Raw genomic sequence first — 12,126 nt, forward strand, 5'->3', positions numbered from 1 at the left:
CTCTATCGTCGTTTGAGGTAGCGCGACGCGGCCACGCGGCGGCGTGTGTGCGCCGGGCGCGGTGATGCATCGACGGCCATCGGCGCGGCCAGCTCTTGTGGTGCGCCGTCGCTCACAGGCGCGGCAGCGAAGAGGCTGCCCTGATCGAAATGCAGGCGCAGCCGGCGCCAGTCGGGTTCCTGATACTTGTGCAGGCCCAGGTAATGCGCGGCCGCGAGGTTGTAGACGTTCAGGTCGAGGATCTCGTTACGGTCGCCGCGTGCCTTGACCCACTCGGTGCGCGGGAAGCCTTTCACGTAGCGCACGATCTGTTTCTCTGCCGTGAGCTGCTTGTAGAACTCCAGCGGCAGGTCATTCGAGAAGTGCAACGCGCCCGGGCCGCTGGTGAGCTTGAAGCGGTTGTAGATCCAGTCCTTGGCCGTGTCGGTGCCGACGATCCAGAGCTCGGCGCCATCGACTTCGGTGGTGCCTTGCCACGTCACGTCAACGCGCGAGGGCCGCTGCGCAATCACCGGCTTGTTCGGCTTGCTGGCGCCCTTGACGGCCAGCACATGCCGCCATTGCCGCAGGCGCGTGAAGTGATAGACGTCCTGCGTGTGGCTGCCGCCTGAGTCGATAGCCACGGCGCGGATGTTCATTTCCTTGCCGGATGCGTGCAGGAACGTTGCCTGCAGGGCTTCGTCCAGCGTGGCCCACAGCGCCGGGTCGGCCGGGTCGCCCATGAAGATTTGATGGTCGATCGTCCAGCGCTCCATGCCCTCGCCCCAGCCCATGATGAGCAGTTCGAGGCGGTCGTCCTGTGTGTCGACGGCTGCCGTGAGCAGCAATGCACCAGGTGGCACGGTGCGCAGGCGGTAGTCCTCGGCGCGCTCGCGCAGTTCATCGGCGTTGGTGCGCTGCTGGGCGTTGTCCCACAGCCGCGCGAGGCGCGTGTTGTAGAACACCTGCATCAGGCCCGGATCGCCCTTTTCCATCGCCAGCTTGGCTTCGCGGTGCTCTTTGCAGAGCGCTCGCCAAGACACCCAGCCCAGTGGCGCGTACATCGTCGACAGGTGAAAGCCGACTGTTTCGCCGTCGCCCTGCCCGTGTGCGATCCAGCGGCCGGTTTTGAAGAGCGCGGGCTTCTCGTGCTCGCGGATTTTGTAGAAGCACGCGGGGCACTCGCAGTAGACGTCGCTCAGATCGTCGCTTGCGCGCAGCTGCTCGAATTCAAGAATGTGCTCGTGGCCGCAGTGCGGGCAGGACACGTAGTAGTGGCGCTGGTCGCTCTGGGCGTAGAGCTCGGCAATGCGCGAGGCACCGTCGATGGTGGGCGAACTCGAGTAGTAGAACTTGGCGTTGCGGCCGAAGGTGCTGGCGCGCTTCTCGGCGATACCGATGGGGTCGCCTTCGTTGTTGAGGTCGCGCACCCAGCGGTCGATTTCGTCGCCGTACACGTAGCGCGCGGAGACTTCTGCAAGGTTGGCGGCAGAGCCGGCGGTGTTGATGAACAGCGTGCCTTTGCGGAAGTCTTTGCGCTCGGCGGTGTTGGCGGCGTCGCGCGAGCGGGAGTATGCGACGCGCTCGCGCAAGACCGGAACGGCTTCGAGCGTCCTGGCCACGCGGGCGGAGAAGCGGCGTGTGAGGGTGAGCGTCGGTTGCAGCGCGAGGAAGTTTGCCGGCGCGCGGTGGATGGTCGCGGAGATCCAGTTCAACGCGATTTGCGTCTTGAACAACTGCGACGCGACCATCGCCACCACGCGCAAACACGGGTGCGCGGGCGACAGGCACTGCATGGGCTCGACGGCGTATGGCGTGCGCGCGGAGCGGTATGGCCCGGTTTCGGCAGCGCCCGACTCGTCGGGGATCACCATGAATTCTTCGGACCACTGGTCTACCCACAACTCGGGGTCGGGCTTGAGGCCGGCCAGGAAGGCGCGGGCGAACAGTGCGGCTCCGTCGGGATGGCTCACGATGTGTCGATGGGCTCTATGGAGCCGTACCTCTCTTTCCCCGCGCGTGACAGGTCGGCCAACTTGCCGCGGTCGGGATCGTTGATGGATTCGGAAAGCACTGCGGCGCCGTGGTCGATCATGTCGTCGAGCACTTTGCGCAGTGCGGTTTCGAGATGGCGCTCGACGGCCCATGGGTCAGTCATCGAGGCAAGCTCGGGCGCGATCTGGCGCGGCAGGCCCATGACGCGATCGCGCAGGTTGGCGCCCATCTTTTCGGCGGCGTCTTCTACGGCAATGCGGCTGACCAGCAGGCCGGAGACCCATTGGTATTCGGTGCGGGCTAGCTGTGCCTGGTAGTACTCGCGTTCGGCGCGGGCAGCTTGGAAGTCGTGGCCTAGCGATGGGTCGGCATCGGGCGTTGTGTCTCTTGGGCTGTAGACGTCGCGGTCGATGCGCGTGGCCTCGTGGCGGGCGCGGACGGCTTCTTTTGCGGGGTCGGCGCCGCGCTTGATCTTCGCGAGCGTGGCATCGACGTCGACCAGCTTGCCGTCGGGCGTGGTGACCAGCTTCCCTTCTTTGCCGAGCTTGGTGACGTAGCTGGGCGACCAGTTCTGGCGCGCCGCGAACGCAGAGCGCGTCAGAAGGATGGTTTCACTCATGATTTCACCATTTCACCTCGTCGGAGGTGAATTTCACTAAGCTGGAAAACTGGCCGCTAACGAAGAATCGCGGGTGCCCGCCCCCGCAGTACCCCTTGAGCCCAGGGGCCCCCGGGCGTTTAGTCCCGGACCCCGGGAACGGCGGGGTGGCAGAATGTTGCGATCAACAAGAAGGACTTCCATGGACGACCTCAACGACGACATCGCGCGATGGAAATGGAACGTGACCCACACGGTCGAATTCAAAGTCGAAACGACATGGTCGCGCGTCAATAATCTGGCGCGGCTCTACTTCCAAATTGCCGAAGCTGCCTTCCTTGATCTCAAGAATGAAGAACAGAACCCGATCCCAGTCCCTGGCTTCGACGAAGACCCTGCGGATCACCATCGCCAAGAGAAACGAGTTATCGCTGCTGCAATCAAGGCAACGGTTTTTTCGGCGATGGCATGCGAAGCCGGAATCTACGACCTCGCAGCAATCCAACTTGGCGATAAGTACGCGACCAAAGTCCTGGACAGACTCGATGTCATCGGCAAATGGTTAGTGGTGCCGAGGCTCATTTGTGGCAAATCGCTGGACCCGGACGGCCCCGCAATCAATGGATTGCGGTCTCTGGTGCCGGCCCGAAACAAGCTTGTCCACCCTAAGTCGCTTCCGGGATTTACAGACCCTTCCGATGAGAAGCAGCTTCAAGCCGTGATCGATGAGGGCAACGAGCAAATGTCGCAGATCATTAGTGCGGCGGCTCCTGCGGTCCAAGCAGTGATCTTGCTTTCGCTAGAACTCAACCGAGTGATGGGGACACCAACGGGAGCACTTCCTTTCTTCGAACGAGACGTCTACAGCATCGATGAACGCCCGGTTGGCTGCCCCATGAACGACCTTATCCTGCAATGCCGTCAAATCGATGCCAAAGCCGCTCGCAAGGATGTACAGAAGAAGCACGGTACGTAAGCTAGATACTCACAGAATGAAAAAAGCCCGAGCATTTCCACTCGGGCTTTTCCATTTCGTACAGGCGTGCGTCGCCCCACGAACCGAACTGTAAGCGACGCCCCAGCCCCCATCAATACTCGACACCGAATTTAACAATCCAAGGCCTAATCGCCACCTTCGCCGCCGCGTACGCCAACGGCTGCCGCAACCCCGCACGCGGGTTCCGCCACACGCCCGGCCCCAGCCTGTTCCTGCACTCCACCCGAATCGCCAGCGCATGGTCGCCCGATATCGCCTCCATCGCCGCCGCCACCTGCTGCATCTGCCACGCATCCACGCTCGCCTCGTGAATGTCATCCGTCGACATCCACTGCCGCGAGCTCGCAGACCCACCGCACGTCGCATCCCGGTTCGAATACCACTTCTCGCCCGAGTACTGCGCCTCCCAGCGGAACCACTCCAGCAGCAGATCATCGAGCGCCTGATCCTCGCTCGTCACCAACGCAGATTGCCTCGTCACCTCACGCGGCTTAGCGCAATACATCCTGCCTCCTCGATCCGACGATTTCATGCATACGCGCAAGGTGCGTCTTGGCCTGCACCACAGACGCCGGCGCCCCCACCAACGGCGCCTCCGGAATCGGCGGCAGATGCTCAGCCACCGCCACCCGCCACAGCGACGACCATCGCTCATCAGCATCAGCCCAGCGCGCCGCCTCAACGGCCGTCATCCCAAACCGCACCGCCGACCAGAACACCGCCCGCGACGGCCACTCACCCTTGCCACACGCCGCCAGCCGCGCCGCGTCGAACGCGTCCTCAGCCGTCATGCCGCACCTCGCGCAACGCCTGCCGCGTGCCGCAACCGGCCCGCATGCCACGGCAGCCCAGCCACCGCCTGCTCCGCCTGCGCCTGCAATCGCGCCAACGCCTCATCCTGCTGGCTCCGCAGCGCCCTCGCTCGCTCGCGCGACTCCCGCACCGCAACCGCATACGACGGCACCCAATCCGGATCGCTCGCCCGCTTCGCGTGGTACGCCAACATCGCAAACGGGTCATCCACACCACCCGCCGCCATACGCCCCCGCCATTCGTCGATCACCACCTGCCTCATGTCCGCAGGTGCCCGAGCCACAATGCGTGCAACACGCGCCCGCTCAGGCCCTCTCAGGTCAACCGGCCAGGCAAGGTCTGCTTGCCACGCCACGCCCTGCCCATCCTCACTCTCTGCAAGCCCATCCCCAACCACACTCGTGTTCTGACCACGTTCCTCTGAGAGCCGGTGCCGCCGCGGGCGACGGTGTTGGGGGCCGTTTCGATCCTCCCGCGCCGCAGGCGTGGGGGACTCAATCTCCTTCTTCTCACGCCCCCGGCGTGGGGGGTTAGGGGGGTTGGTTTTATAGGTGTTACCGGAATACGGATGTGTGGCGGCTTTCGCGTTATCCACAGACTCCGGCACATCCTTAAAACCCGCGTCAGCATTGAACTCATAGCCATCCTGCGGGTGTATCGAACCTCGACCGGCTTTCTTTTGGACGCACGAATCCGTATCCGCCAACGGGCACGCAAAAACAAGCTCGTACTGGCCGCCGAGCCGGCGCAACAGCCCCAGCTTCTCCAACTGCGCCAACATCCGCTGCAGCTTCGACTTGTCATGCGCCAGGTAGCGCACGCCGCGTCGCGCAGTGCGCTCCGTCCACTCACGCAGCGCCTGATACGAGATCCGCACCACGCGCCCCACCACGCCCGTCCTGAAGTCCATACGCGGGCGCAGCGCCACCAGATACAGATGCGCGATTTCCGCACCCGCCCCGGCCAGCGCGCTCAACTCAAGATCATTGATGCGATACGCCGACACCCTCGCCTCCATGCGTGCGCGCCAAGCCCATATACCCCGCCAGCCACGTCGCGTGATGCGCGCTGCCAGCCGGATATTCGTTCGCCTCATCCAACGGACGGCCCGACAATGCAGCCGCCCTGCCCTTGGCCCAAACAGCGCCAACGGCCTCGATAGGAATGTCCATGGAATCGCCCTTACAGCCGCAGCGGTGCGGCCTTACACAGCACATCAAACACCGCCACAAACTCCGGCGACGTCGACGCAACAACGGTGGATCGAAAAGCGAGGCGCTCCGCCTCAGTTGAAATCGCGCGAAAACGCGACGCGCAGGCCAACGCCAGCGCAGAAGACTCACCAGCCGCATTGAACGGCCAAAACACATCAGCCAGCGGCCACGCGCAAGCATCCAACAGATGCTCCGCAAACTTCGACAGCACCGGCAACCCGCGAGGCTTGAACGCCCCCGCAATGCGATGCCACGCACAACACATCTGGTCCGGCCGGTCACACGACAAGCCCACAGCAACACGTTCCGCCTTGCAGCACGTCATGCCGTGTGAAAAGCGTGGCGTGTTGCTCTGCGTTTGTGTCATGCGCGATCTAGCCCTGTCAAAAATCGATACAACGTGGCGCAACAGGTTGCCGCCCCGGTTGCTGGCGGCAACACTGCTTCGTCGGGCTTCCGAACCCGATGAGAATCACCTCAACCCTTTCTACGAGAAAACATGGAACTCAAAGAAGCACGCCACACTGCAGGTCAATTGCTCTTGAAGCTGATCGAACATCAGCCATACCTACTTCAAACTCCACAGCCCGTTGCGGGTGTGACTGGCGCAGCCGCAGCGCTGTTCTGCGAGCACTTCATCGAGACCTACGCCGCGTACCTCGTCAAAACGACCGCGTAACCTCGGCCAGTAGCCTTAGCTCGCGCGTCAGAGCCTCACGGGTCTCAGTCAGGCGCGCGGGCATCGTGAGATTGAAGTCGTTGTATTCCTTGACTTGGGCGCACAGAACATCAGCGATTTTCCCAGCATGCTCACGCGACAACTTCGCTTGCCCACCGCAATTTTCTTTACAGCCTTGCATCACATCTCCTATGCGCTCACGCGCTCAAAAAACAGCCAACGCACCGGCATCGGCTGACTCATGCACAACAAACAACCGACAGACGCGTCACGCCTTGGTACGCAGCCGCTGCAACCGCTCAGCATCACGCTGCGCACGCACACGCAGCAGCTCACGCAGCACCATCACAGAAGCCGTCGCCTCTTCAAACTCCCGCTCCAGCTTCCGCATCTCACCTTCAGAGAGATGGTTGTCCGCCAGCGCAGCAGACATCGCGCGGCTCACATCCCCTACCTCGGCCAGCACATTGCAAAGCGCCTCATACAGATCCGTATTCGGCAGATCCTCGCGGGCCACCTCGGGCAGCGGAATCGCCACCATCCCGTGCCGCCAGCACAGCGCCTGAATCGGCAGCTTCGCGTTCGGCACACCAGCGCCTTCCGCGTGCTCGACAATCACCGACACCTCTTCAAACGACACATAGTTCGTCTGCACATGCGGCAGCAGCTTGTTGCGCAGCACCGCGGCGGATTTGTCCATCCGCGCGGCCAATCCTTCAACGCCGCCCGGATAACCGCGCGCTACCCAATAGAGCGCGTCGTGTTGATTGATTTCGGAATAGTGGTGGCTCAAGAGGTGTCTCCTAAAGTGGGGTCATAGGGCCGCCGAGCGCATCGCACTACCGGCGGTTCTGGCGGGCGCGTACACTCGCCTCATCGTTGGAAAGGCGCGATCCAGCGAGCGGAAGCAGCCCCTGCGACGAGTGCGTCGAAGACGGGCCGCAGATGCCGCAGCCGGTATCATTCGAGGCTTGGGCCGCATTGGCCGTTGGTGTAGCCGTGTGGATGACGCGCGGGCGGAGATAAGCTCGGGCCAGATCAAATGCCAGTCGTCGGGCCGGAGATCCGGACGTCGGACCGCGCCCTGCGTCGCGACTTCAATTGCGACGCATCGCGCTGGGTTGATCCGCAGACCCTTGTTCACGACTTGCGACAAGTAGATCGGCGACATGTCGATGGCGCGCGCGAGTGCCGTCAGACGGCCACGTCGAGCACGGACATACTCGGTTAGTGTCATGGCCATGACGATAGCTTTTTCTATCGCACCAAACAATAGAATCACATAATTTTGCAATCGCTAGGAAAGGGACACCTCCATGGATTTGCGCGCGCGAAGAGTTGAGAAGCTTCGCCAAATGGTGAATGACGCGGGCGGTCCCGCTGCCTTCGCTCGATTGCACGAAGGCGTCAACCCGACCTATGTTTCGCAACTGCTCAATGGCGCCGCACCGTTCGGCGATCGAGCAGTGGAGAAGATGGAGAAGCTCATCGGGCTACCGGCCGGCACGTTCGACGCCGGCGAGGCCGACCCTGACACGCAGCTCGCGGAGCGTGACCGAGTCATTGCAGAACTGCGGCAACAGTTGGCAGCGAGTCGCGCCCGCGAGGCCCGCGCAGTGAAATTGCTGACTGAAGCGGCGAGTCTGCTCGTTGACACGGATGTAGTTGCGTTGGACCCCGCAGGGACCAAGTCACGACGCTTCGAGGAAGCACCGGCAGAGGTTGCCGAGCCATCCGACTACGGCTACCCCCCGCTTCCCAAGGCGAAGGCGCAGCGCAAGCGCGCCAGTTGAAGAATCCCGCTTCGGCGGGATTTTTTGTTTCCTGTTGAGACGGATGCGAATAGGAGAATTCTCATTCTATTGTTGGCCGCCCACCAACAACATGACTGCCCGCGCGGGCCGTCAGTCGAATCAACAATGGGCATCCTCATTCAGTTTCCTCAGCCAGGCACGCGCACACCGCCTGGTCAAACTCCATCGAGCCAGAGCAAAACACCGGACGCACGTCTCGCTGTGGCGTATCGGCGCGACCTCGATCGCGCAGTTTCACTGCTGCTCGACCACGTCCGAAGCGACGCATACGACGGCGTTGCGCTCATCCTGAAACCGAAGTCGCCAACGCACAAGCCAGCCTTCGTCGTCGGGGGCTTCTACAGGCACAAGCTGACCGACGCTGCCGACGCTGCCATGCATCTGCGTCTTGCGATCAAGCTGCGAGCAAGAGAGCAAGGTGCCGAGCCACAGTCCGGCCATGCTTGCAATAGTGCTCAGCATTCAACGAAACACCAACAAGAAGCCTTAGACCCAGCTATGCCAGCCACTTTGCAGGAAAAATGGAACGATGCCACTTCGCGCTATCACCGCTGCGAGCAAATGCTACGTCTCGCATTCAGCAAGCAGTTGCGCGCGTCGCCGGAAACCACGGCCATCCTATTAAGCATCACACAGCTGCACATCGAAACGGTAGCGAACTGTCTTTGGGAACTTGTCAGGCAGCCTGGACGAGCGACGCCCCAAGCCAAACTCGAAACACTGAACGCGATTCAGCTCTTCCGGACAGCTCGCGCGCAAGTGTCTGCGTGGATGCCGCCGGTCGGCCAGGAAGACGCCTACTTCGCCGCAAACTCGGCAGCTTTTACGGAGGAAATGATCCTCGAGGGAGATCGGCTACTGACCGCCGCAGAGCAAGCGTTCACACCGTTCGTGGGGGAAGATCGTATTGAGTCTGTCGGCACGTAGAACCCGCCGTCTTAAACTGAACAGCCGCTCACTTCTGCTTCGCCGTCGAAGTCGGCGGTACAGGACTCCCCGAGGGAATGGTTGGTGCACTCGTGGGCGATGCTGCCGATGGCGTACCGCTAGCAGAGCTTTACCTATGGTGAAATGAGTCTGCAACCAAACGTTGGCATAGATTGCCGAAAACAACGCTACTCGGAAGAGCCGCTGGAAACAACGCCCCGTACAAGTCTTTTAGTCGGGTCGGGAAAGCTCAACGCCGTGCCGTTAATTCCCATGTCGGTCATAAGGCTGCGCAGCTTCACGACAATAACTGGACCGAGTTGAGCGATCACATAACGAACGGCTTCATCCCCTTCACAGTCGTCGTGGCTCATTGCCTCCGGTACCTTGAAGGATGCGGTCACCGCAGCAGAGACTTCAAACTCCACAATATCGTCTCGCGTCCCTTTAGCCTCAAAAGTTGCATTCACGTCGAGCACGCCGTCTGCTAAATGCTCCAAGGTGAAGTCAGAGGTCGCCTTAATCCTTCCATTACCGGGCTTCTGGGCGTCTTCTGGTACAGAAAACCGCCGGGCAGACAAAGAGGTAAAGCGCAGTTTGAACAGAACCGGTGCGCAATCTTCGCGCGACAGCGTCTCAGTTGACATATTCGGTCCGTGCTTGATCGTAGTCCGACGGGAAGTGTGAGGGATCAAAAAATTCCACCTGAGTCTCTTCCCGGAAAGTCTGGCGCGTAACCAAATGGTAGTGGTGCACCGGCTTTTCATGAGCCCGCGGATCCTCATAAAGCATATGCTCTATGGCGCACTTTACGAAATCATTCAAGGTCTGACCGTTCTTTCGTGCAGCCACAGCTGCTTTTCTATGAAGCTCGGAGCCGACACGAACGTTGAACGTACCTTTGAACGTAGCGGATGGTTCTTTTCCGCGTTCAGCGCAGAATTCAAGATATGAATCCACGGCATCGTGGAACGCCAACTCTATTTCTTCAACCGTTGTGCCGTCGAAAAGGATGAGGTCGTCGATGAACTCGAGCTTACCCATCAGGCACCGGTCCTCACTGCTATAGGCGACGGACCCATAGTAGTTGCGGTATTCGAGCATGTTGTTCATATCAATCCCCAGTCTTCTAACTTTGCTACCACTTCTCGCACCTGATAAACCTTCATGATCCCACTGGGATGAGGCCGCGAAGTATCAATCCGACGTTCAACTTCACCGTCACTCCATACAAAGTACTTATGCGAGGAGCCTCCGCCTTTTTCGTGAAGGACGAAACCGAGACTTTCCAGAGCAGCAACGAACTCCTCCCATCGCAAATCCGTGGCAGGCGGCTTCTTTGTGAGACGTTCTAGTCGCTTCTCGTACTTTGACATGATGCGGGATTGCATTGTAGTGCAACTAACTTCCAGTTGCACACCTCGGGTTCGATCAAGATTTCTCAGATGTGATGTGACGTATGCTCACACCCGCCCCGCCTTATTGCAAGCGCCCCTCTAGCAGGGGAGGAGGTGCTGTGGGCCCACATGGAGGCCCACCCCCGCCGGTTAGTGAACGGCCAGTAAGCGTTGCCGGTTAGTGGCCCACCGGCGAACCGCTTTTTTCTTCACGGTTGTTCGCGACAAAAATTTTCCTATCTCCCGATATTGCGCTGAGTCACCAACGCCGCGGAGCGCCGGCGCGCAATACCCACGCCTGTTCCGATGAGATTTCTGAGGAGTGAAACACCACACTTGTTGACATATTTACTATTGTTATAACAGATAGTTTTTACTATCGTTCGATCATCAACACTCTGGAGAACGAGGTGAAACCTGTCGCACGGACTGTAGTAGTCCTGGCCTACATTGGCGCCCTAGGCTTAGTCCTAGCCCTCCACGCATACGCCCTCCATCTCGACGAAACGTCCGAGACAGAGCCCACGCGCATCACCCAGCGCCAGGCATGAGGAGGACACGATGCGCCGTTCCGCCCTCCACCGCCTCGCATCCGGCTACTTCAGCCACCACCCCGCCTTCGGCCTCGCCGTAGTGCTCTTCGCGTTCGGCCTCGCCGGCGCCATCGCGCCCGAAGCCGCAATGGTGCTCGGGGGCTGACATGCCTCCGCGCCCTATCGCAGACGCGGCCGTGCTCGCCGAGCGCAACAAGCTGCGCCTCATCTGCACCGACGCGCAGGCCCTAGCCGCCGGCCCCGTCCGCACCGCCATCGAGGCATCCGCGCACGCCCGCACCCATCCGCGCATTCGCACGACCCGCCGCGTGTGGGTCGACCTCAAGAAACTGGCTGCAGGCGACTTCGACGACTGACCAGCCGCAACGGAGACCAACCATGCAACGCATAGTGAACCGTACCCCCGCCACCATCCGCATCGGCAAGCACGAAGTGCAACGCCGCCCCCTGCCCGGCTCGCTGCATTGCAGCTACAGCCTGCGCGTCAAAGGCGTCGTCGTATGGGAGAGCATCAGCATCCCCTGCGCGCGAGATCTCGATGGCGCAGTCAAGACGCACCGCTCGTGTCAGGAAGTCATTGAGGCCGCGCGCCGTGGTGGACGTCGGATGGGTATACAGAAGATCAACGGCGCTGTTCGGCCGAAGCGGGGGGCGTTGTGAGCCACCGGGCCCACGTCTCCTCCCAGGGCTCGGCAAACGTGCTGTAGATGCCGAGGCCGATCACGACCAGAAGCCACGCCTTGGCTCTATCAGACCATCGATTGGCGAGTCGTTCGATGTTTGGGCTGGGATGCATGTCCATCCGCCGATGGTACGAAGGCACCCAGCTAGCAAAGCGCATCACAACAGAAGTTCACAAGCCGACACAGCGGCAAATATCAATTGGAGCCCAGTATGAAAATTATCGAAAATGCCACGCCAGACACCGGTGCCCTCATCTACCGCATCAACGTGGCGCAGGCAAAGTTGGGCGTGTCTCGCTCCACCATCTACCGCCTTGCCAATTCAGGTGTGCTGGAGCTCGTAAAAATTGGCTCCCGCTCGAGCGGCATTACGGCTGATAGTGTTAGGGCAATGATCGACCGGGCGCGGGTCGCCCGCTGATACCATAGTGGCATTCGTGCAACACGGATGCCACTCTCCCAGTGCCCGCAAAATG

At 61.0% G+C, this 12,126-nt stretch carries 20 protein-coding genes; 8 read left to right on the plus strand and 12 right to left on the minus strand.

What is annotated here, in order from left to right; all coding sequences use genetic code 11:
• Positions 1–2 precede the first annotated feature (2 nt).
• Together NKG59_RS18480 and NKG59_RS18485 are read right to left on the minus strand one after the other, a co-directional pair.
• Positions 3–1,952 carry a phage terminase large subunit family protein gene (locus NKG59_RS18480; RefSeq protein WP_253539805.1) on the minus strand — a complete coding sequence of 650 codons (1,950 nt, stop codon included), beginning with the start codon at positions 1,950–1,952 and terminating at the stop codon, positions 3–5.
• Positions 1,949–2,593, minus strand: coding sequence for a hypothetical protein (locus tag NKG59_RS18485; RefSeq protein WP_253539807.1), 645 nt, complete (start codon positions 2,591–2,593; stop codon positions 1,949–1,951). The genes NKG59_RS18480 and NKG59_RS18485 overlap by 4 nt, the downstream gene beginning before the upstream one ends.
• A gap of 181 nt (positions 2,594–2,774) precedes the next feature.
• Here NKG59_RS18485 and NKG59_RS18490 point away from each other — a divergent pair, with 181 nt between their 5' ends.
• Positions 2,775–3,548: a hypothetical protein gene (locus tag NKG59_RS18490; RefSeq protein ID WP_253539809.1), complete on the plus strand. Its 774-nt coding sequence runs from the start codon at positions 2,775–2,777 to the stop codon at positions 3,546–3,548.
• 112 nt (positions 3,549–3,660) lie between these two features.
• Here the strand turns inward: NKG59_RS18490 and NKG59_RS18495 are convergent, their stop codons facing one another.
• Genes NKG59_RS18495 through NKG59_RS18515 form a run of 5 tightly spaced genes read right to left on the minus strand, consistent with a single transcriptional unit; the run spans position 3,661 to position 5,963 of the window.
• Positions 3,661–4,050 carry a hypothetical protein gene (locus NKG59_RS18495; protein WP_253539811.1) on the minus strand — a complete coding sequence of 130 codons (390 nt, stop codon included), beginning with the start codon at positions 4,048–4,050 and terminating at the stop codon, positions 3,661–3,663.
• Between the two features lie 10 nt (positions 4,051–4,060).
• Positions 4,061–4,360 carry a hypothetical protein gene (locus NKG59_RS18500; RefSeq protein WP_253539812.1) on the minus strand — a complete coding sequence of 100 codons (300 nt, stop codon included), beginning with the start codon at positions 4,358–4,360 and terminating at the stop codon, positions 4,061–4,063.
• Entirely contained in the window at positions 4,357–5,358 is a 1,002-nt protein-coding gene (locus NKG59_RS18505) for a hypothetical protein (protein ID WP_253539814.1), read from the minus strand. The genes NKG59_RS18500 and NKG59_RS18505 overlap by 4 nt, the downstream gene beginning before the upstream one ends.
• A 7-nt stretch (positions 5,359–5,365) precedes the next feature.
• On the minus strand, positions 5,366–5,554 hold the full coding sequence (locus tag NKG59_RS18510) for a hypothetical protein (protein WP_253539816.1): 189 nt from the start codon (positions 5,552–5,554) through the stop codon (positions 5,366–5,368).
• A 10-nt stretch (positions 5,555–5,564) separates the two neighbouring features.
• Positions 5,565–5,963, minus strand: a complete 399-nt coding sequence (locus tag NKG59_RS18515) for a hypothetical protein (protein ID WP_253539818.1) — start codon at positions 5,961–5,963, stop codon at positions 5,565–5,567.
• 132 nt (positions 5,964–6,095) lie between these two features.
• Here NKG59_RS18515 and NKG59_RS18520 point away from each other — a divergent pair, with 132 nt between their 5' ends.
• The gene (locus NKG59_RS18520) at positions 6,096–6,275 is read left to right on the plus strand and encodes a hypothetical protein (protein WP_253539821.1); all 180 of its coding nucleotides are present in this window, start codon (positions 6,096–6,098) and stop codon (positions 6,273–6,275) included.
• A 268-nt stretch (positions 6,276–6,543) separates the two neighbouring features.
• On the opposite strand, the gene NKG59_RS18525 is transcribed toward NKG59_RS18520, so the two are convergent.
• A complete protein-coding gene (locus tag NKG59_RS18525; protein ID WP_253539823.1) occupies positions 6,544–7,068 on the minus strand; it encodes a phage regulatory CII family protein in 525 nt (174 codons plus the stop codon).
• Positions 7,069–7,089: 21 nt separating this feature from the next.
• The gene (locus tag NKG59_RS18530; protein ID WP_315862606.1) at positions 7,090–7,518 is read right to left on the minus strand and encodes a transcriptional regulator; all 429 of its coding nucleotides are present in this window, start codon (positions 7,516–7,518) and stop codon (positions 7,090–7,092) included.
• Between the two features lie 73 nt (positions 7,519–7,591).
• Between NKG59_RS18530 and NKG59_RS18535 the strand changes: the two genes are divergently transcribed.
• Positions 7,592–8,068, plus strand: a complete 477-nt coding sequence (locus tag NKG59_RS18535) for a hypothetical protein (protein ID WP_253539825.1) — start codon at positions 7,592–7,594, stop codon at positions 8,066–8,068.
• A 126-nt stretch (positions 8,069–8,194) separates the two neighbouring features.
• A complete protein-coding gene (locus NKG59_RS18540) occupies positions 8,195–9,016 on the plus strand; it encodes a hypothetical protein (RefSeq protein ID WP_253539827.1) in 822 nt (273 codons plus the stop codon).
• Positions 9,017–9,204: 188 nt separating this feature from the next.
• Here NKG59_RS18540 and NKG59_RS18545 read toward each other — a convergent pair whose 3' ends face one another.
• Genes NKG59_RS18545 through NKG59_RS26535 form a run of 3 tightly spaced genes read right to left on the minus strand, consistent with a single transcriptional unit; the run spans position 9,205 to position 10,407 of the window.
• On the minus strand, positions 9,205–9,663 hold the full coding sequence (locus tag NKG59_RS18545; protein WP_253539829.1) for a hypothetical protein: 459 nt from the start codon (positions 9,661–9,663) through the stop codon (positions 9,205–9,207).
• The gene (locus NKG59_RS18550) at positions 9,653–10,129 is read right to left on the minus strand and encodes a type II toxin-antitoxin system HicB family antitoxin (protein ID WP_253539831.1); all 477 of its coding nucleotides are present in this window, start codon (positions 10,127–10,129) and stop codon (positions 9,653–9,655) included. The genes NKG59_RS18545 and NKG59_RS18550 overlap by 11 nt, the downstream gene beginning before the upstream one ends.
• On the minus strand, positions 10,126–10,407 hold the full coding sequence (locus NKG59_RS26535) for a type II toxin-antitoxin system HicA family toxin (protein ID WP_420804036.1): 282 nt from the start codon (positions 10,405–10,407) through the stop codon (positions 10,126–10,128). Before NKG59_RS26535 ends, NKG59_RS18550 begins: the two co-directional genes overlap by 4 nt.
• A gap of 567 nt (positions 10,408–10,974) precedes the next feature.
• On the opposite strand from NKG59_RS26535, the gene NKG59_RS18555 reads away from it, so the two are divergent.
• From NKG59_RS18555 to NKG59_RS18570, 4 genes are all read left to right on the plus strand, one after another.
• The gene (locus tag NKG59_RS18555) at positions 10,975–11,112 is read left to right on the plus strand and encodes a hypothetical protein (RefSeq protein WP_253539832.1); all 138 of its coding nucleotides are present in this window, start codon (positions 10,975–10,977) and stop codon (positions 11,110–11,112) included.
• Between the two features lies 1 nt (position 11,113).
• On the plus strand, positions 11,114–11,323 hold the full coding sequence (locus NKG59_RS18560) for a hypothetical protein (RefSeq protein ID WP_045203160.1): 210 nt from the start codon (positions 11,114–11,116) through the stop codon (positions 11,321–11,323).
• A 22-nt stretch (positions 11,324–11,345) separates the two neighbouring features.
• The gene (locus NKG59_RS18565; protein WP_253539833.1) at positions 11,346–11,627 is read left to right on the plus strand and encodes a hypothetical protein; all 282 of its coding nucleotides are present in this window, start codon (positions 11,346–11,348) and stop codon (positions 11,625–11,627) included.
• A gap of 234 nt (positions 11,628–11,861) precedes the next feature.
• Positions 11,862–12,071 (plus strand): helix-turn-helix transcriptional regulator, encoded by a 210-nt coding sequence (locus NKG59_RS18570; protein WP_045203162.1) that lies wholly within the window; start codon positions 11,862–11,864, stop codon positions 12,069–12,071.
• The last annotated feature ends 55 nt before the right edge of the window (positions 12,072–12,126 follow it).

This window comes from Ralstonia chuxiongensis, assembly GCF_024158925.1.
Taxonomy (GTDB): Bacteria; Pseudomonadota; Gammaproteobacteria; order Burkholderiales; family Burkholderiaceae; genus Ralstonia; species Ralstonia chuxiongensis.